The 18,862-nt window shown below is 70.7% G+C and carries 14 protein-coding genes and 1 rRNA gene (1 of these 15 running past the window's edge); 6 read left to right on the forward strand and 9 right to left on the reverse strand.

What is annotated here, in order from left to right:
• Positions 1–8, reverse strand: a 16S ribosomal RNA gene (locus tag VSH64_RS23975); it reaches 1,511 nt to the left of the window's first position.
• 465 nt (positions 9–473) lie between these two features.
• Between VSH64_RS23975 and VSH64_RS23980 the strand changes: the two genes are divergently transcribed.
• Together VSH64_RS23980 and VSH64_RS23985 are read left to right on the forward strand one after the other, a co-directional pair.
• Entirely contained in the window at positions 474–1,313 is an 840-nt protein-coding gene (locus VSH64_RS23980; protein ID WP_326564912.1) for an alpha/beta fold hydrolase, read from the forward strand.
• Positions 1,314–1,321: 8 nt separating this feature from the next.
• Positions 1,322–2,071: an SDR family oxidoreductase gene (locus VSH64_RS23985; protein ID WP_326564913.1), complete on the forward strand. Its 750-nt coding sequence runs from the start codon at positions 1,322–1,324 to the stop codon at positions 2,069–2,071.
• On the opposite strand, the gene VSH64_RS23990 is transcribed toward VSH64_RS23985, so the two are convergent.
• Positions 2,068–3,681 carry an IS1634 family transposase gene (locus VSH64_RS23990; protein ID WP_456062079.1) on the reverse strand — a complete coding sequence of 538 codons (1,614 nt, stop codon included), beginning with the start codon at positions 3,679–3,681 and terminating at the stop codon, positions 2,068–2,070. The genes VSH64_RS23985 and VSH64_RS23990 overlap by 4 nt on opposite strands.
• A 144-nt stretch (positions 3,682–3,825) precedes the next feature.
• Here VSH64_RS23990 and VSH64_RS23995 point away from each other — a divergent pair, with 144 nt between their 5' ends.
• Both VSH64_RS23995 and VSH64_RS24000 read left to right on the forward strand, forming a co-directional pair.
• A complete protein-coding gene (locus VSH64_RS23995; RefSeq protein ID WP_326564914.1) occupies positions 3,826–6,423 on the forward strand; it encodes a bifunctional FO biosynthesis protein CofGH in 2,598 nt (865 codons plus the stop codon).
• Between the two features lie 263 nt (positions 6,424–6,686).
• The gene (locus VSH64_RS24000; RefSeq protein ID WP_326564915.1) at positions 6,687–7,151 is read left to right on the forward strand and encodes a DUF4232 domain-containing protein; all 465 of its coding nucleotides are present in this window, start codon (positions 6,687–6,689) and stop codon (positions 7,149–7,151) included.
• A gap of 42 nt (positions 7,152–7,193) precedes the next feature.
• On the opposite strand, the gene VSH64_RS24005 is transcribed toward VSH64_RS24000, so the two are convergent.
• Positions 7,194–8,162, reverse strand: coding sequence for an alpha/beta hydrolase fold domain-containing protein (locus VSH64_RS24005; RefSeq protein WP_326564916.1), 969 nt, complete (start codon positions 8,160–8,162; stop codon positions 7,194–7,196).
• A 202-nt stretch (positions 8,163–8,364) separates the two neighbouring features.
• On the opposite strand from VSH64_RS24005, the gene VSH64_RS24010 reads away from it, so the two are divergent.
• Together VSH64_RS24010 and VSH64_RS24015 are read left to right on the forward strand one after the other, a co-directional pair.
• Positions 8,365–10,719: a discoidin domain-containing protein gene (locus tag VSH64_RS24010; protein ID WP_407655558.1), complete on the forward strand. Its 2,355-nt coding sequence runs from the start codon at positions 8,365–8,367 to the stop codon at positions 10,717–10,719.
• A 29-nt stretch (positions 10,720–10,748) separates the two neighbouring features.
• Positions 10,749–12,950 (forward strand): discoidin domain-containing protein, encoded by a 2,202-nt coding sequence (locus VSH64_RS24015; protein WP_326564917.1) that lies wholly within the window; start codon positions 10,749–10,751, stop codon positions 12,948–12,950.
• A gap of 41 nt (positions 12,951–12,991) precedes the next feature.
• On the opposite strand, the gene VSH64_RS24020 is transcribed toward VSH64_RS24015, so the two are convergent.
• From VSH64_RS24020 to VSH64_RS24045, 6 genes are read right to left on the reverse strand one after another with little or no spacing between them, the layout of a single operon-like run.
• Entirely contained in the window at positions 12,992–14,344 is a 1,353-nt protein-coding gene (locus VSH64_RS24020) for an MFS transporter (RefSeq protein WP_326564918.1), read from the reverse strand.
• Positions 14,341–15,015 carry an alpha/beta fold hydrolase gene (locus VSH64_RS24025; RefSeq protein ID WP_326564919.1) on the reverse strand — a complete coding sequence of 225 codons (675 nt, stop codon included), beginning with the start codon at positions 15,013–15,015 and terminating at the stop codon, positions 14,341–14,343. The genes VSH64_RS24020 and VSH64_RS24025 overlap by 4 nt, the downstream gene beginning before the upstream one ends.
• Before the next feature lie 48 nt (positions 15,016–15,063).
• On the reverse strand, positions 15,064–16,062 hold the full coding sequence (locus VSH64_RS24030; protein WP_326564920.1) for a 2Fe-2S iron-sulfur cluster-binding protein: 999 nt from the start codon (positions 16,060–16,062) through the stop codon (positions 15,064–15,066).
• Complete coding sequence (locus VSH64_RS24035) at positions 16,059–17,021, reverse strand: PdxA family dehydrogenase (RefSeq protein ID WP_326564921.1); 963 nt, start codon at positions 17,019–17,021, stop codon at positions 16,059–16,061. Before VSH64_RS24035 ends, VSH64_RS24030 begins: the two co-directional genes overlap by 4 nt.
• Positions 17,018–17,482: an aromatic-ring-hydroxylating dioxygenase subunit beta gene (locus tag VSH64_RS24040; RefSeq protein WP_326564922.1), complete on the reverse strand. Its 465-nt coding sequence runs from the start codon at positions 17,480–17,482 to the stop codon at positions 17,018–17,020. Before VSH64_RS24040 ends, VSH64_RS24035 begins: the two co-directional genes overlap by 4 nt.
• Positions 17,482–18,804, reverse strand: a complete 1,323-nt coding sequence (locus VSH64_RS24045; protein WP_326564923.1) for an aromatic ring-hydroxylating dioxygenase subunit alpha — start codon at positions 18,802–18,804, stop codon at positions 17,482–17,484. The genes VSH64_RS24040 and VSH64_RS24045 overlap by 1 nt, the downstream gene beginning before the upstream one ends.
• Positions 18,805–18,862 lie beyond the last annotated feature (58 nt).

The raw sequence follows: 18,862 nt of genomic DNA on the forward strand, positions 1-18,862 counted from the left end.
TCCAACAATGAACAGTTTGATCGAGACTATTCTCAATCATATTCTCAAAGGAACCTCATACGAGGTTTCATATAAGCTCTACTGGCTTAGTTCACTAGCACACTGTTGAGTTCTCAAGCAACACACCACGATCAAACCCGAACCCCGCAGGGCCAGCCTCAACCGAAGCAGTCATTCCTAGCAGTTTTAGTTGGGCCACCCACTCAATCGCCTGAGGCGAGAGCTTGGTTCGTGTCCCGGTCGGCCACCCGGTTTCCCTGGCGACTTGGAGAACTTTACATGGCCGAAAACGCCCCAAAACAGGGGGGTCCCTTAACGCGATATTCGCAGGTCAAACCCCGCGTAACCGCGTCCGGAACCCCTTGCGGCCCCCGGACACCCCGTCCAGCCGCCTCGTCGACCCAGAAAAATCATTGCTCCGACTACATTGATCCGTATTGCACCGACCAAGTGCTCTGCCTAGCGTCGGGCCCATGCCCACCCTCCACAGAGCAGACACCGTCACCACCTACGACGATCACCAGCCGGCGAGGAACAACAGCTCCCCCGCCCTCCTCCTCGTCCACGGCCACCCCTTCGACCGCTCCCTCTGGCTCCCCCAAGCCGAGCACTTCGCCACCCAGGGCTTCCGCGTCGTCGTCCCCGACCTCCGCGGCTACGGCCAGAGCACCGGCCCCGCTGTGACGACCCTGCGCGACTTCACCGACGACCTCATCGCCCTCGCCGACCACCTCGGTCTCGACCGATTCGTGCTCGGCGGCCTCTCGATGGGCGGCCAGATCGCGATGCAGACCATCGCCGACCACCCCGGCCGCGTCGAGGCACTCCTGCTCGCCAACACCTTCCCCAGCGCAGAGACCCCCGAAGGCAAGACACAGAGAAGAGCCACCGCCACCCGCGTCGAACAGGAAGGGATGCCCGCCTACGCCGACGAGCTGCTCCCGAAGATGCTCTCGGCCCGCACCCGCACCGACAACCCGCAGGTCACGCGCCACGTCCACACGATGATGCGCACCACCCCACCCGCCGGCGCCGCCGCGGCACTGCGGGCCCGCGCCGTGCGCCCCGACTACCGCCGCACCCTCAGCGACATCCGGGTACCGACCCTCGTGACGACCGGCAGCGAAGACGAGTTCACCCCGGTCGCCGACGCCCAGCTCATGCACCGGTTGATCCCCGGTTCCACACTGGCGGTGCTCGAAGGCGCGGGCCACCTGCCTAATCTGGAGTCCGCGGCCGAGTTCAACGACGTGTTCGGCCGGTTCCTGCACCCTCTCCGGCGAGAGCCGGACCCCCAGGCGGAAGAACGGTGACCCACCCCATGAAGACCGTATTCGTGACCGGCGCGAGTGCCGGGTTCGGTGCCGCGATCACGCGCCGGTTCGTCGCGGAGGGCTCGCGGGTCGTCGCCGCGGCCCGCAGCGCCGACCGGCTGGCCGCGCTCACCTCCGAGCTCGGCGAGTCCGTGCTCCCCGTGGTGCTCGACGTGCGCGACAGCGACGCGATCGCGGCGGCCGTCGGCGCGCTGCCCGGCGACTGGGGCCGCATCGACGTGCTCGTGAACAACGCGGGACTGGCCAAGGGCCTCGAGCCGGCGCAGGAGGCCAAGCTCGAAGACTGGGACCAGATGATCGGGACCAACGTGACCGGTCTCGTGCACCTCACCCGCGCGGTGCTGCCCGGCATGGTCGAGCGCGGCGCCGGCCACGTGATCAACATCGGGTCCATCGCCGGTACCTACCCCTACCCCGGCGGCAACGTCTACGGCGCGACCAAGGCGTTCGTGCACCAGTTCAGCCTCAACCTGCGCAGCGACCTGCGCGGCACCGGCGTGCGCGTGACGAACATCGAGCCCGGCATGGTCGGCGGCACCGAGTTCTCCAACGTCCGCTTCGGCGACGACGACAAGGCCGCGAACGTGTATGCCGGCACCACCCCGCTCACGGCCGAAGACATCGCCGAGTCGGTGTTCTGGGCCGCCGCGCAGCCGCCGCACGTGAACGTGAACGTCATCGAGATCATGCCGGTGGTGCAGAGCTTCTCGGCGCTGACCATCGAACGCGAGAGCTAGGGCGCGAACTTCGCCAGCCCGAACAGGTCGAACAACGCCTGCTGCTCGGGGTCGCGGTCGGTGAGGATACGGCGGGTGCGCGGGCGCCCGCCGGTGGACGGGTAGCGCAGCACCGTCTCGCCGATGCCGCACAGCTGGTCGAGCAGCTCGCCCACCGACAGGTTCATGCCGGCGCGGTCGGCCTCGCGCCGCATGAGGTGGGTGACGGTGGCGGCGAGCACCGACACCAGCGAGTGCACGGCGACGCGGTGCGGCGTCCACTCCCACCGCGGCGTCGGGCCGAGCGCGGCCGGCCCGGTGAGCCAGCGGAACGTGGATTCGAGGTAGGTCCGCGCGCGGTAGGCGGTGACGATCTCGGCCACGGGCCAGTCGCGGTCGGTCACGAGGATCTGCTTGCCGAAGAGCTCGTCGACGAGCCGCGCGACGGCCGCCTCGTCCACGCGGCGCGTGAGCCGGATCTCGCCGGGCCGGGTGCCGGTGAGCGTCGCCTCCAGGACCCGGCCCACGCGGCGGCCGCGCGTGACGCGGGAGATCTCGGCGTGGACCTGCGTGCGGTCGCCGCGGTGGGTGCCGGCAGCGAGTGCCGCGGCGAGGCCGTCGAGCTCGCGCACGGCCGTGCTCAGCTCGTCGGTGAACGCGCGGTACTGCGCGGTGAAGAGGGTGGCCGAGTGGGTGAGGATCACCCGGCGGCGCACCCCGTCCACGGTCGCGCGCGTGTCGATCGCGGTGAGCCCGGCGAAGCGCTCCGGGTCCACGCGCCGGCGGGCCGAGGCGGGCTGGGTGAGCAGCTCCGGGTGGTCGGCCGGCGGCAGCGCGCCCACGAAGCCGCGCCGCGCGCCGAGGTCGAGCTGCCCGGCGAGCCCGGCGTGGAACACGAGCGTGACGTCCGTGGCCGGGTACCGCTCGCCGAGGTCCCCCGCGAGCGCGCCGAACGTCGGCGCGCTGCCGTTCTCCCTCCGGTACACGCGGGACGCGAGCGGGATCGCGCCGTCGCGGGTGACCACGAGCCCGAGGCCGGCGAGCGTGTCCTGGCAGGCCGAGGGCGCCGTGCAATCGGCGGCGGTGAAGGCCGCGAACTGCGGGACGTCGACCGCGAGGGCGGAGGTGCCGTCGTCGCCGAGCAGGTCGAGCACCGCTTCGGCGACCGCGGTCTCGACGCCGGTGATGCGTTCCGGGGTCAGGCGCTGCAACGCGCGCCAGTGCGCGGCCGTGGTCACGGCGGCTTTCGGCGGGCGCGGGCGCACCAGGTCGCGCGCCGCGCAGCCGGCCCACCACTGTTCGAAGCTCGCGCCCGCGCCGGTGGCGCGGTGCAGCACGGCGAGCGCGACGTGGAACCCGAGTGTGGTCTTGGCGCGCTGCGGCCCGGCCACGGCGTCGATCCGCCGGACGAGGTCGAGGCGCTCGATCGTGCCCCACACGGCGGCCACGTCACCGAACGTGCGGTGCCGCGCGCCGCCCGGTTCGGCGCCGCCGGGCAGCGCGCCGGCGATGTCCTCGGCGGTGCCGAGGTACCGCTGCGTGACCACTCGCGGCGCGCCGTCCACGCGCGCGGATTCGGCCAGGTAGTAGTACGTCCGGCCGCCGATGCGCTTCCCGATCACCGATGCCACACTTTAGGTAATACACGTCCGCCGGGTGATCGACAACCTTTCCGGGCCTCTGACCAGCGCGGATGATCTCGCCTTCCGAACGGGTGAGCACGTGGCGGACAACGCACTGGCCCACTTCCGCGAGCGGGTCCTAGCGTGACGGGAATGGCACCCGAACCCGAGTTGACCGCCCCCACCCCGTCGGCGATGCGCCGCGCGCTCGCGCGGGCCAGGGACGGGAAGACGCTCGACCTCGCCGAGGCCACCGTGCTGCTGCACGCGCGCGGTGACGACCTCAAGACGCTGTCCGAGCACGCCTCCCGCATCCGCGACGCCGGTCTCGAAGAGGCCGGGCGCGCGGGCGTGATCACCTACAGCCGCAAGGTTTTCATCCCCCTCACCCGGCTCTGTCGCGACCGCTGCGGCTACTGCACGTTCGTGACCGTGCCGGGCCGGCTCGAGTCGCCGTTCCTCTCGCCCGACGAGGTTTTGGACATCGCGCGCAAGGGCGCCGAAATGGGCTGCAAGGAAGCCCTCTTCACGCTCGGCGACCGGCCGGAGGACCGCTGGACGGCCGCGCGCGAATGGCTCGACGCCCACGGCTACGACGACACGCTCTCCTACGTCCGCGCGATGGCGATCCGAGTGCTCGAGGAGACCGGCCTGCTGCCGCACCTGAACCCCGGCGTGCTGAGCTGGCAGGACTTCCAGCGGCTCAAGCCGGTGGCGCCGTCGATGGGCATGATGCTCGAGACCACGGCGACGCGGCTGTGGAGCGAGAAGGGCGGGCCGCACTACGGCTCGCCGGACAAGGATCCCGCCGTCCGCCTGCGCGTGCTCGAAGACGCCGGGCGCAGCTCGGTGCCGTTCACCACCGGCGTGCTGATCGGCATCGGCGAGACGCACGAGGAGCGCGCCGACGCGCTGTTCGAGATCCGCAAGGTCGCCAAGACCTACGGCGGCGTGCAGGAAGTCATCGTGCAGAACTTCCGGGCGAAGCCGGACACGAAGATGCGCGCCACCCCGGACGCCGACCTCGAAGAGCTGGCCGCGAACATCGCGGTGGCGCGGCTCGTGCTGGGCCCGAAGATGCGCATCCAGGCGCCGCCGAACCTGATCGGCAACCAGTACGACCTGATGATCCGCGCCGGGATCGACGACTGGGGCGGAGTCTCGCCGCTGACCCCGGACCACGTGAACCCGGAACGCGCCTGGCCGCAGATCGACGAGCTGGCCCGCCGCACCGAGAAGGCCGGCTTCGAGCTGAAGGAACGGCTCACGATCTACCCCGAGTACGTGAACGCCGGTGAGCCGTGGCTGGACCCGCGGATCACCCGGCACGTCGCCGCGCTCGTGGACCCGGCCACCGGGATGGCGCGCGAGGGCGCGATGCCGGTCGGCATCCCGTGGCAGGAGCCGGACGGCGGCTGGCAGCAGTCCGGCCGCACCGACCTGCACACCGAGATCGACACCACCGGCCGCACCGATGACCGCCGGAGCGACTTCGACTCCGTGTACGGGGATTGGAAGGAGATCGGCGACCGGATCAAGACCGGGCCGCAGAAGTTCGACTCCACCGTGCTGGAAGCCTTGCGCAGTGCGGAAAAGGACCCCGCCGGGCTGTCCGACGACGCCGCGCTGGCGCTGCTTTCGGCCGAGGGCAAGGAACTCGACGCGTTCACGAAGCTCGCCGACGACCTGCGCCGCGAGACGGTGGGCGACGACGTCACGTTCGTGGTCACGCGCAACATCAACTTCACCAACGTCTGCTACACGGGTTGCCGCTTCTGCGCCTTCGCGCAGCGTCGCACCGACGCCGACGCGTACACGCTCTCGCTGGAGCAGGTCGGCGACCGCGTGGACGAGGCGTGGGCCGCGGGCGCGACCGAGATCTGCATGCAGGGCGGCATCCACCCGGATCTGCCGGGCACCGCGTACTTCGACCTCGCGGCCGAGGTCAAGCGGCGGCAGCCGGACATCCACCTCCACTCCTACAGCCCGATGGAGGTCGTGAACGGCGCCTCCCGCACCAACCTGTCCCTGCGCGACTGGCTGATCCAGGCCAAGGAGTCCGGTGTGGACTCCCTGCCGGGCACGGCCGCGGAAATCCTCGACGACGACGTCCGCTGGGTGCTGACCAAGGGCAAGCTGCCGACGTCGGAGTGGATCAAGGTCGTGACCACCGCGCATTCGGTGGGGCTGCCGACGACGTCGACGATGATGTACGGCCACGTCGACACGCCCGCCCACTGGGTCGCCCACCTGAAGTTGCTCGCCCGGCTGCAGCGCGAAGGCCTGGAGAAGAACGGGCGGCGCGGGTTCACCGAGTTCGTGCTGCTGCCCTTCATCCACCAGAGCTCGCCGATCTACCTCGCCGGCCTCGCCCGCCCGGGCGCGACTCAGAACGAGAACCGCGCGGTCCACGCCCTGGCGCGCCTGCTGCTGCACGGCATGATCGACAACATCCAGAGCTCCTGGGTGAAGCTCGGCGAGGAAGGCAGCCGGGCGGTGCTGCAGGGCGGGGTCAACGACATCGGCGGGACGCTGATGGAGGAGACGATCTCGCGGATGGCCGGCGCTTCCAACGGGTCGTACAAGACCATCAGCGACATGCGGGCGATGGTCGAGCCGCTGGGGCGGCCGTTGCGGCAGCGGACCACCGGGTACGGGGTTCCGTCGGCGGAGCGGGTGGCTGCGGCCGGGGCTTCGGATGGGGTGGCTACGGCGGTTCGGAAGCCGTTGTTGCCGTTGTTGACTTCTTGAGATCGGTGTTGTGGTGAGGTGCCCCGGACCTGGTCGGGTCCGGGGCATCTTGCGTTGGGGGTCCTCATGCCCGGCAAGGGATTTCTCCGGTGACGGTCAGGGTCAGGCGCTGCGTCGCGGCTCGGGTCGGGGCGCTAGGTTGCGTCGTCGTGGGGATCTGGCGGGTGGCGCCCGTTGTCGTCGTGGCTGTGGTGGCTGTTGCGTGTGGTTCGGGAGAGCCGGCCATGGTGCCGGTGCCGTCGCCGGTGGGGATACCGAATGAGGTGCCCGAGCCCCAGCCGCCGGTGCCGTCGCGGGTGGTGACGTCCGGTGAGGTGCCCGAGCCGGCGCTGGTGGTGTCGGCGGGCGTGGTGGAGGCGGCACTGGGGCACCGGGCCACGGTGTTGACGCTCACCAACAACGACACCAAGAGCCACACCCTCGACGGCTACCCGGTCGTGCGGGTGCTCGGCGGCGACGGTAAGCCGCTGGAGGTGAAGGTCAGCCACGGGATCTCGTACTTCTCCCAGGACCCCGGGCCGAAGCGCTTGGAGCTGAAGCCGCACGAGAAGTTGCTCAGTGTGGTGTCGTGGTCGGGCACGGTGACGTCCGGGGACAAGGTGACCGGCGAGGCGGTGGCGGTGGTCGCGGCGCCGGGTGAGGTGGAGCAGACCGTGCCGCTGGAGACGGATCTCGGGACGACCGGGGAGATCATCGTGACGGCGTGGCTGAAGGACCTCCCGAAGTAGGGCTGCGGCAGAGCAGGAAATCCGCCGCAGCCCAGTCGCTTCTCAACTCAGGATTCGGCGCAGCCAAGGAGTTCGTGCGGCCCGCGCCTGCACCGACAGCGCGGCGTCCGGCGCCGAGCCGTCGAAGCCGTGGTAGGCGCCGGGCCAGACGTGGAGTTCGGTTTGGACGCCGGCTTGCAGCAGGCGGGTCGCGTAGGTGAGGACTTCGTCGCGGAAGGTCTCGGCGGTGCCGACGTCCAGGAAGGCCGGTGGGAGGCCCGTGAGGTCGGTGGCGCGGGCCGGGGCGGCGTAGGGCGAGACGTCCGGGCCGCCGCGGGCGGGGCCGAGCAGGGCGGTCCAGCCGATGTCGTTGGCGGTGCGGTCCCACACGCCGAGGCCGGCCATCTGGTAGGACGACGGCGTGTCGTTGCGGTCGTCGAGCATCGGGTAGAGCAGGAGCTGGCCGAGGAGCCCGGGACCGCCGCGGTCGCGGCACAGGAGGGCCACCGCGGCGGCCAGGCCGCCACCGGCGCTGGCGCCGCCGACGATCGTGCGCAGCGGGTCGATGCCGAACTCGCCGGCGTGCGCGAGTGTCCACTTCAGACCCGTGTAGCAGTCTTCGACCGGCGCCGGGTGCGGGTGTTCCGGGGCGACGCGGTAGTCGACCGACACGAACGCCAGGCCGAGTGACACCGCGTAGTCCTTGAGCACCAGCAGATCGCGGCCGCGGTGGCCGCCGAGGATCATGCCGCCGCCGTGCATCCAGTAGAGCACCGGCGCGTCGCCCACCACGTGGGTCGGGCGGCCGATCACGAGCGGCACGCCGTCGGCGTCCACTTCGGACAGTGAGACGGTGCCGTCGGCCTCGACTTCCTCCAGCGAGAGGTCACGCGTGGCCCGTTCTTCGCGCAGCGCCGGGATCGCGGCGGCCGAGTCGAGCGCCGGCCGCTCGGCCCGCATCTGCTCCAGCACCACCTCCAGCTCCGGGTCGAACGGCAGCGGCGGCCCCACCTGAGGACGGGTCGCGGTCATCTCGGTACCTCCAGGACGTCGTGGCACTCCGCCGATCATCCTGGCCCGGCCGGTCGGCGAACCGCCACCACCGGAAGCGGTTGTCGAAAATTTGCGTAAGTCCGTCCGACTATTGCGATTTCCTGTCGGGAATTCGTATGATCCAGCTCACACACTGTCCCCACCAGTGCACCCGACCCCGACGAAAGGCGAGTGCTGCCCCGTGTCTCCCCTAGGTGTCTTCAGCGCGCCCGAAAACAGGCCGACCACCAGAAACCGGCTCGTCGCCCTCGGCAGCGCCGTGCTCGCGGCGGCCGGGCTCACCGCCCTCGCCGTGGTCGCGGTGCCGGCCAGCCCGGCCACCGCCACGCCCGCGGCCGCGACCCGCGGCGCCACCGTGCCGTTCCTCGAACAGGAAGCCGAGAACGCCGCCACCAACGGCACCGTGATCGGCCCCGACCGCACCGCCGGCACGCTCGCCGGCGAGGCGTCCGGCCGCAAGGCGGTGACCTTGTCCGGCCAGGGCAAGTACGTCGAGTTCACCCTCGGCGCCGCCGCCGACTCGCTCGACTTCCGCTACAGCCTCCCTGACAGCGCCCAGGGCACCGGGATCAACGGCACGATCTCGGTGTACGTGAACGGCGCCCACAACCGGGACCTCAACCTCACCTCGCGCTACGGCTGGTACTACGGCGGCTACCCCTTCAGCAACGACCCCGGCCAGGGCAAGGCCCACCACTTCTACGACGAGGTCCGCACCCTCTTCGCCACCAGCTACCCCGCCGGCACGAAGATCAAGCTGCAGGTCGACGCCGGCGACGTCACCCCCGCCACCATCGACCTCGCCGACTTCGAGCAGGTCGCGCCACCCGCGGCGAAACCCGCCAACTCCGTCTCCGTGACGGATTTCGGCGCCACCGCCGGTGACACGAGCGACGACGCGAACGCGTTCGACGCCGCCGTGGCCGCCGCGAAGAGCCAGGGCAAGCAGGTGTGGATCCCGGCCGGCGCGTTCACGCTCAACCACCACATCACCGTCGACCAGGTCACGATCCGCGGCGCCGGCCCGTGGTACTCCGAGCTGCGCGGCGCCCGCCCCGGCATCTTCGGCAAGGGTGAGCCGGCCAGCTGCGGCACCTCGACCTATCCCGGCAACGCAGCGATTCCCGGCAGCAGCACCGGCGTCGGCCTCTACGACTTCGCGATCATCGGCGACGTCCAGGCCCGCGAGGACTGCGACCAGTCCAACGCCATCGGCGGCGCGCTCGGCGGCGGCTCCGTGGTGCAGAACCTGTGGCTGCAGCACACGAAGGTCGGGCTGTGGCTCGACGGGCCGTTCGACGGGCTCACCGTGCGCGGCAACCGCATCCTCGACCAGACGGCCGACGGCCTCAACCTGCACCAGGGCATCAGCAACACGCTGGTGACGAACAACTTCCTGCGCAACACCGGCGACGACGGCCTCGCGATGTGGGCCGAGCACGACGCCGACCACCACAACACGTTCTCCTTCAACACGGTGCTGCTGCCGATCCTCGCGAACAACATCGCGATCTACGGCGGCCACGACAACACCGTGTCCGACAACGTGGTGGCCGACAACCAGGACCAGGGCGGCGGCATCCACGTGGCCAACCGGTTCAGCGCCGTGCCGCTCTCGGGCACCACCACGGTCACGCGCAACACCGCGATCCGCACCGGCGTGCTCGACTCCAACTGGCAGTTCGGCGTCGGCGCGCTGTGGTTCGACGGCCGTGACTCGGCCATCACCGGCCGCATCGACGTGGTGGACAACGACCTGCTGGACAACAACTACGAAGGCGTGCAGTTCATCGACGGCGCCACCACCGACGTGCACTTCGACGGCCTGCGCGTCACCGGCGCCGGCACGTTCGCGTGGCAACTGCAGTCCAAACCGAGCGGCACGGTCAAGAACGTCGTCGCCACGAACATCGGCCGCGCCGGTGTGTACAACTGCATGGGCCCCGACGCCCTGACCGGCCTGGCCGACCAGGGCGGCAACTCCGGCTGGACCACCACGTTCTGCGGCTCCTGGCCCACGCCGGTCTACACCGGCGACAACGGCGGCACGACGCCGCCGACGACGCCGACCACCCCCACCACACCGACGAACCCGACCACCCCCACCCAGCCGCCCACCGGAAACCTCGCGCTGCACAAGGCCGCCACCGCCACCGGATCGCAGGGCGGCTTCCCGCCGGGCAACGCCGTGGACGGAAACGCCGGCAGCTACTGGGAAAGTAGCAACAACGCGTTCCCGCAGAGCCTCACCGTCGACCTCGGCAGCAGCCTCACCGTCGACCGGCTCGTGCTCAAGCTGCCGCCGTCGAACGACTGGGGCACCCGCACCCAGACGCTCACCGTGCTGGGCAGCACCAACGGCTCGTCGTTCAGCGCCCTCAAGTCCGAGGCCGGCTACCGCTTCGACCCGGCGAGCGGCAACACCGCCACCGTGACCTTCCCGGCCACGAGCACGCGCTACCTGCGGCTGAGCTTCACCGGCAACACCGGCTGGCCGGCCGGGCAGCTCTCCGAGCTCGAAGCCTACGCGTCCTGATCCCCCGGAAGAATCCAGAAAGGACGAAGATGTCCCCCACCTCAGCACGACCCAGGGCGGCCCTGCTGGCCGCGGCGCTGGTGTCGTCCGGGCTGACCGTGTTCGCGGTCGGCTCGGCGACCCCCGCTGCGGCGGCGACCTGCCCGGCCACGGCGTCCGGCGGCGCGACCGTCGCGTTCCGCACGGTCGAAGCCGAATGCAGTGGCACCAACGGATCCGCCGTCGGGCCGGACTACACGCAGGCCACGGTGGCCTCCGAAGCGTCCGGCCGGCAGGCGGTGAAGCTCGGCCAGAGCCAGTACGTGGAGTTCACGCTGCCGGCCGCGGCCAACTCGATCAACGTCCACTACAACCTGCCCGACGGCAGCTCCGGCCGGATGTCGGTGTACGTCAACGGAACCAAGGTCTCCAGCGGCCTCTCGGTGACGTCGCAGTACACCTACACCGACACCTCCTTCATCCCCGGCGCCAAGACCCACCACTTCTTCGACGACGCCCGGCTGCTGTTCGGCCAGAACGCCGCCGCCGGCGCCAAGGTGAAGGTGCAGCTGGATTCCGGTGACGTCGGGCAGGCCACGATCGACCTCGCCGACTTCGAGCAGGTCGCCGGCGCCGGCGCGCAGCCGGCCGGCTCGCTGTCGGTGACCGACTTCGGTGCCACCGCCAACGATTCCTCCGACGACACGCAAGCTTTCCGCAACGCCTTGCAGGCCGCCCGGCAGCAGGGCAAGGAAGTCTGGCTCCCGAGCGGCCGGTTCGAAATCGGGTCCGCGCTGCAGATCGACCAGACCACCGTGCGCGGCGCCGGGCAGTGGTACACCGTGCTGCACGGCAACAACATCTTCAACAACGGCAGCGCGTCCGGCAACATCAAGCTCTACGACTTCGCCGTGTTCGGCTCGGTCTCCGAGCGCAACGACTCGAGTCCCGACAACGCGTTCCACGGCGTGCTGGGCAACGGCTCGGTCGTGTCCGGGCTGTGGATCCAGGACACGAAGTGCGGCCTCTGGCTGATGAACGGTGCGTCCTCGAACCTCACCATCGAGAACAACCGCATCCTCGACACACAGGCCGACGGCGTGAACTTCGACGGCGCCGTCACCAACTCCACCATCCGCAACAACTACCTGCGCAACAACGGTGACGACGCGCTCGCGCTGTGGTCCAACGGGCAGGCCGACTCCGGCATCACCATCGCGAACAACACGGTGGTGCAGCCGAACCTGGCCAACGGCATCGCGCTCTACGGCGGCTCGAACAACACGGTGAGCGGCAACCTCATCCAGGACACCAACGCCCTGGGTGGCGGCTACCTCGTGGCCAACCGGTTCAACTCGGTGCCGCTCTCGGGCACAGTCACGCTCACCAACAACACCGCGCTGCGAGCCGGGGCGCTCGACCCCAACTGGCAGTTCGGCGTCGGCGCGCTCTGGTTCGACGCGCGCGACCAGGCCATCACCGGCGTGAACATCCGCGTGAACGGCTTCACCGCCATCGACAGCCCGTACGAGGCCATCCAGTTCATCGACGGCAACGGCGCGGGCAAGCAGGTCAGCGGCATCACGATCGACGGCGTGACCGTGCGCGGCACCGGCACGTTCGTGGCGCAGTCGCAGACGCAGGGCACGGTGTCGATCAGCAACCTCACGGCCTCGGGCGTCGGTGTGGTCGGCACGTACAACTGCCCCTACCCGAGCTCGATCCCGAAGATGACCTTCGGCGGCTCGGGCAACAGCGGCTTCACCGGCACCTGGAGCGACTGTTCGAGCTGGCCCGCGCCGAACTCCGGCCCGCCGCAGCCGCCGCAGTCGGGCGCGAACATCGCGCGCGGCAAGGCGATCACGGCGAGCGGTTCGCAGGGCGGCTTCCCGCCGGGCAACGCCGTGGACGGCAACGCGAGCAGCTACTGGGAAAGCACCAACAACGCGTTCCCGCAGTCGCTCACGGTCGACCTCGGTGACGCGGCGGCCATCAACAAAGTGACGCTGAAGCTCCCGCCGTCCACCGACTGGGGCGCGCGCACGCAGACGGTCACCGTGCAGGGCAGCGCCGACGGCGGCTCGTGGACGACGCTGGTCTCCTCGCGGGGCTGGACCTTCAGCCCGTCGTCGGGCAACACCGCCTCGGCGAGCTTCGGTACGACGACCCAGCGCTTCGTGCGCGTGACGATCACCGGCAACACCGGCTGGCCGGCCGGGCAGGTCTCGGAGCTGGAGGTGGCCGCGGCCTGATGCGCGAGGGGCTCCCCGACCACCGCCGGGGAGCCCCTCCGTCACACCGCCGCGGTTTCGAGCTCGACGACTTCAGCCGTCTGCCGAGCCCGCCGGCCGAGGTACAGGATCACCAGGGCGCACAGCAGCATCGGACCGGACAGCGCCAGGAAGATCGCCGCCGGCGACCACTCCGCCGCCACGGCCGCGCCGAGCACCAGCGGCCCGAGGATCCCGCCGAGCCGCCCGATCCCCAGCGCCCAGCCCACGCCCGTGGAGCGCATGTTCACCGGGTACACCACGGCGGCCAGCGCGATCAGCGCCTTCTGCCCACCGCTGACCCCGCAGCCGACGAGGAACATCGCGCCGAGCAGCACCCACACCGGCGCGTGGAACGCCGGCCCGGTCACCGCGAGGAACACCGCGCCCACCACGAACAGCGTGCCCAGCGAACCGAACGCACCGAGACGGTCCATCGCCGGGCCGACCACCAGGGCCACCGCGATGCCGCCGACCGTCGTGAGGCTCGTGGCGGTGACCACGGTGCCGCTCGCGAACCCGAGGTGGGTCAGCATCGTCGGCAGCCAGCTCTGCAGCGCGTAGAACTCACCGAGGTTCACGGCGAACACCACCCACAGCAGCACGGTGCTCAGCACCCCGCCGTTGGCGAGCAGCGCGCGCAGCTTCACGCGGCCGCCGGCTTCGGCGGCGTCGACCGTGATCGGCTGCGTCTCCGCCGGCAGTGCCGGATCGATCCGGCGGAGCAGCCGGTACGCCCGGGTCGGGTTCGCGCCGCGGCCCACCAGGAAGACGAGCGACTCCGGCAGGAACTTCAGCATCAACGGGATGATCACCAACGGCGCCAGCGCGCCCACGAGGAACACCGAGCGCCAGCCGGCCGTCGGCACGAGCCAGCCCGACACCACACCGGCCACCACGAACCCGAGTGAGAAGCCGCAGTAGATCGCCAGCACGAAGCTCGCGCGCAGGCGCTTCGGCGTGTACTCGGCGGTGAGCGCCACCGCGCTCGGGGCAGCGGCGCCGAGGCCGATGCCGGTCACGAGCCGCAGCACCACGAGCTCGGTCACGCCCCCGACCCACACGGACAGGAGGCTCGTGAGCGCGAACAACGCCGTGCCCGCGATCACGAGCCGCCGGTGCCCGAAGCGGTCGGACAGCGGCGAGAGCGCGAGGTAGCCGATCATCAAGCCGACCAGTGCCGAGGAGAAGATCGGGCCGAGCACCGCGACCTTCAGGCCCCAGTCCTTCGCGATGTGCGGGGCGAGGTAGTTGATCGCCTGCGTGTCGAAGCCGTCGAAGAACATCACGAGCCCGCACAGCACCACGGTGCCGTACTGGAACCCGCTCACCCGCCGCCCGTCGACGAACCCGGTGAGGCGCACGCCGGCCGTCACCGGACGTCCGCGAGCAGGTTCGCCACTTCACGCGCGTGCGTGAGCGGGGCCAGGTGCGGCGCGTCGAGCCGCACGACGTGGTCGGCTCCGGCGGCCATCTTTTCCTGGTCCACGGGGAAGATCGCCTCGTCGCGCTCGCACACCACGTAGGTGACCGGGTGCGTGTGCTCGACTCCGCTCGCCGGCTGGGTGAAGGTGACCGCCGCGTGCGCCTGGCGCCGCGCGTGCACTCCGGTGAACGCGGTCTCGTCGAAGTCGGCCGCGAGCACCTGGCGGGCCAGCGCGTGGTCCTCGGTCACGTGCAGCGTGCCGTCTTCGCGCGGCACGATCCACTCCTGCGGGTGCGGGGAGCGGATGTCGAGCAGGGTCTCGCCGCGGCGCGGCCGGAACGCGGTCAGGAACACGCTGTGGCGCACCCGCGGGTGGTCGGCCAGCTCGTCGACCACCATGCCGCCGTAGGAGTGACCGACCAGCACGACGTCGCGGCCGAGGCCATCGAGGACGTCACGAACGTGCGCGACGTCGGCCGCCACGTCGCCGAACACCGCCGGATCGCCGCTGGGCAGCCGGTCCACGACGTGCGCCGCGTGACCTTGCGCCCGCAGCGCTTCGGCTGCTTCCTGCCAGCTCCAGCCGGCGTACCAAGCGCCGTGGACGAGCACGAAGTCCATGGGATTCTCCTTTGAATCGTGGTGGGGAAAGGGGAACGGGAAACGCGGTCAGGCGGGAATGCGCGGCTCGGTCGCGGCCACGAACGAGTCGGCCAGGAAACTCGCCGTCGGCAGGCCGCCGCGGCGGGTGAGCAGGTCGTGGGCGTCGGTGGTCATGGCTTCGCTGCCGCAGGCGTACGTGCGGTGGCCGGTCAGCTCGGGGTACTCCGCCAGCGCGGCGTGCTGCACGTGGCCGGTGCCGCCGGACCAGCCCTTGCCCGGACGGGAAAGCACCGGGGTGTAGGAGAACCAGGGGTGCCGCGCCGCCCAGCTCCGCGGCAGCTCGGCCAGGTAGAGGTCCTCTTCCGTGCGCCCGCCCCAGTAGAGGTGCACCGGCCGGGTGCGACGGCGCGCGATGAGGTCCAGCACGATCGACTGGATCGGCGCGAAGCCGGTGCCGGTGGCGAGCAGCAGCACCGGACCGTCGCCGTCGTCGAGCACGAACTCGCCGAACGGCGTCTCGACGTCGAGCGTGTCGCCGGGTTGGAGCGCGCCCACTAGGTGCTCGGAGAACCGGCCGCCCGGTTCGGTGCGCACGTGCAGCTGCACCGAGTCGTTGTGGTGCGGCGGGTTGGCCAGCGAATACGGCCGCGGCTCGTCTCCGGGCAGCTGCACCTCCAGGAACTGCCCGGCCCGGAACGGCGCGCGCCGGCCGATCGGGAACCGCAGGTCGAGCACAGTCACGCGGGGCGCGGGGCGGCGGATCCGGTGCACCACCGTGGTGAGCTTCTTGCGCCGCGGTGGTTCGCTGCGTTCGATGCGCCGGGGGCGCACCACGACCGGACCCCGCGGTTCGGCCCGGCACAGCAGCACGCCCTCGGCCGGGCCGGTGAGTTCGCCGCGGCCGCGCAGCTGCACCGAACCCGCGACCAGCGCGCCGGTGCACGACGTGCACACGCCCTTGCGGCACGAGTACGGGATCGCCCAGCCCGCGTTCTCGGCGGCTTCGAGCACGGTCTGCCCGTCTTCGCACGGAATCTCGACGTCCGTGTCCGCCACGGTGATCATGCGGTGGTCTCCTTCGTTCGTCCGAACCGGCCCAGTGCGCGCTCCACAGCCGTCGGATCGGCGACGCCGCGGCCGGCGATGTCGAACGCCGTGCCGTGGCCGACGCTGCAGAACGGCACCCCGGCGCCCACCGTCAGCGCGGTGGCGGTGCGGCCGGCCAGCAGCTTGATCGGGATGTGGCCCTGGTCGTGGTAGTGCGCGACGAACCCGTGGTGGCCGGGGGTGGTGAGCAGCACGTCGGCGCCGGTCGGGCCGGTCACGTCGAGGCCGTGGGAGGCGAGCGCCGCCACGGCGGGCGCGGTGACGCGCTCGTCGTCGCTGCCGAACAACCCGCCCTCGCCCGCGTGCGGGTTGATGCCGAACACGCCGAGGCGCGGGGTGTCGATGCCGAACGTCCGCAGCGCTTCCCCCAACGCCAGCCCGGCCGCGGTGACCAGTTCAGGGGTGAGGCGGGCCAGCGCGTCGGCGAGGCGTTCGTGCAGGGTCGTGTGCACGATGTTCAGGCCACCGCCCGAAAGCAGCAGGAACACGCGGTCTTCGGGCACGCCGGTGAGCTGCGCGATCAACGGCGGATAACCGCGGAACGCGATGCCCGCGGCGTGCACGGCCGTCTCCGAATGCGGGCACGCGACCACGCCGCGATAACCGCCACCGAGCGCGAGCGTGACCGCGCGGCTCACGTACGCGATGGTCGCCGATCCCGCTTCGGCGCTCAGCACCCCGGGCCGGAATTCGTCCGGCGGCAGGTGCCCGACGTCCACCAGGTCGAGCACGCCAGGCTCGGCCGGCGCGCCAGGTCGGTGTTCACGCAGGCGGAAACCCCGCGCGGCGGCCAGATCCGCGAGCACGTGGTGGTCACCGACCAGCACCGGCGGGTCAACGGCGCGGGTGGCGGCCGCGACCGCGATCTCGGGCCCGATGCCGTTCGGGTCGCCGATGGCCAGCAGCACGCGGCTCACAGCGGCAGCGCCAGGAGGGTGTCGATCTCCTTGCTGTCGCACACCACCACGCGCTCGCGCAGCAGGGCCTGTCCACCGTCCACGTGGTACTTGTCGATATACCGACCGCTGGCGAACAGGTCCGTCGGACCGCCGCCGGTCACGCGGAGCACGAAAAACGGCGTCTCGCTCGCCACGTCCACTCCGGACTCGGCGAGGATCGCGGGCTGGCCGAGCATGTGCCGGTACACGTGCGGCTCGTAGATGTTGGCTTCCTTCAGCGCCGACACGCGGTCGTGCAGCATGCCGCGGGTGTCGGCCCAGATCAGGCCGGCGGGCAGGCCTCGGGCGTAGTTGTCGGCCGTGGTCACGCGGTAGTGGCAGTCCTCGGTGAAGAACGTGGGCCAGTCTTCGAGCGGTCCGTCGTCGATGCAGCGCGCGTAGTGCGCCTGGGCGCGGGCGATGGCGACCTGGTTGTCCATCAGGAACGCACCACCCGGGTGCGCTCGTGCTTGCCGATCTCGGGCAGCGGCGCGTCGTCGTCGGGCACGTAGCCCATGGACTCGCGGTAGGCCAGCCAGAACCCGCGTACCGACGCTTCCGTCACGCGGCTTTCGCTCGATTCCGCGGTGTCGCCGCCCATCTGCAGCGTGGCGTACTCGTCCGACGCGCCGGCGATGCCGCGCTGCACGAAGCCGCCGATGCCACCGTCCTCCATGGACACGTAGCCGGCGGGACCGACCAGGTTGGACTGTTTCATCCGCACCAGCCGCTGCTCTTCGGTGTCGGACTCGAAGCCGAGGTAAGTCCAGTTCAGCAGCGTGTCGTCGGTGCCGCGTGGCAGGATCTGGCGCACGGCCACGGAGTTCTGGATCTGCTGCAGCACGAATCCCGGGTACACGGAGAGGATCTGCAGCGTCACGTCGTCGCCGACCTCGCTGAAGCCTTCGAGCAGCGACGGATCGGCCAGCCGGTATTCGGACTCCGAGCGGATCTTCTGCTCGCGGTACTCGGTCGCTTCGGTGGCGGTGCGGTCGATCGCCGAGTAGCTCACGTGGTGGCCACCCGACTCGTCGACGATGATCGCGCCCTTCTGCGACAGTCGGTTGATGCCGAACGTCGTGAAGAACAGGTGCAGGATGCTCGCGTGGTAGGAGTCGCGGACGTTTTCCGCGTACAGCTTCCAGTTGTTCGGCAGCCGCTGCGCGAACCGGCCCAGCACCACGGGCTTGCGGCCGCCGAGCACGCGGTCGATGCGGTCGAGGATCTCCTCGCCGAGGTACTCCTCGATGTCGGGCAGGTCGTTGGACAGCGTGCCGAACACCAGGCCGTGGACCACGGCGATGCGCAGCTTGCGCGGCCCGTGGTCGGCCAGGCAGAAGTCCTTCGGCATCCCGCCCTTGCCGCCGACCCCCTCGGCGAACGCGACGGCCGTGAGGTCGCCCTGCAGGTTGTAGGTCCACGCGTGGTAGACGCAGGTGAAGTCGCGGGCCTTGCCGTGGTCGGCCATCGCGATCAACGCGCCGCGGTGGGCACAGCGGTTCTCGAACGCGTACACCTCACCGTCGACGTCGCGCGTGACCAGCACCGGCTGCTCGCCGATGAAGGTCGCGCAGAACGCGCCGGGCTCGGCCAGCTCGGCCTCGAGGCACAGGTAGCTCCAGTGCGGGCCGTGGAAGATCCGGTCCTGCTCGGCGCGGTACACCGCCTCGTCCTGGAAGACCCAGTACGGCACCCGCGCGAGCGACCGCGGCCAGCTGCGGTCCGGCGCGCGGCCGGCGGTCGTTCCCGTGAGGCGATCCATCGTCGGTTCCTCCCCGTCCGGAATGCCGCTCGACAGCTCGCGGCACCCCTGATAGTGT

Origin of the sequence: Amycolatopsis rhabdoformis, from assembly GCF_035918295.1 — a bacterium.
GTDB lineage: Bacteria > Actinomycetota > Actinomycetes > Mycobacteriales > Pseudonocardiaceae > Amycolatopsis > Amycolatopsis rhabdoformis.

Coding starts and splice junctions, on each gene's coding strand:
- VSH64_RS24005 (WP_326564916.1), bottom strand. CDS start 8,162: ATGACCGCGACCCGTCCTCAGGTGGGGCCGCCGCTGCCGTTCGACCCG.
- VSH64_RS24030 (WP_326564920.1), bottom strand. CDS start 16,062: ATGATCACCGTGGCGGACACGGACGTCGAGATTCCGTGCGAAGACGGG.
- VSH64_RS24025 (WP_326564919.1), bottom strand. CDS start 15,015: ATGGACTTCGTGCTCGTCCACGGCGCTTGGTACGCCGGCTGGAGCTGG.
- VSH64_RS23995 (WP_326564914.1), top strand. CDS start 3,826: ATGGCACCCGAACCCGAGTTGACCGCCCCCACCCCGTCGGCGATGCGC.
- VSH64_RS23985 (WP_326564913.1), top strand. CDS start 1,322: ATGAAGACCGTATTCGTGACCGGCGCGAGTGCCGGGTTCGGTGCCGCG.
- VSH64_RS24040 (WP_326564922.1), bottom strand. CDS start 17,482: ATGGACAACCAGGTCGCCATCGCCCGCGCCCAGGCGCACTACGCGCGC.
- VSH64_RS24045 (WP_326564923.1), bottom strand. CDS start 18,804: ATGGATCGCCTCACGGGAACGACCGCCGGCCGCGCGCCGGACCGCAGC.
- VSH64_RS24015 (WP_326564917.1), top strand. CDS start 10,749: ATGTCCCCCACCTCAGCACGACCCAGGGCGGCCCTGCTGGCCGCGGCG.
- VSH64_RS23980 (WP_326564912.1), top strand. CDS start 474: ATGCCCACCCTCCACAGAGCAGACACCGTCACCACCTACGACGATCAC.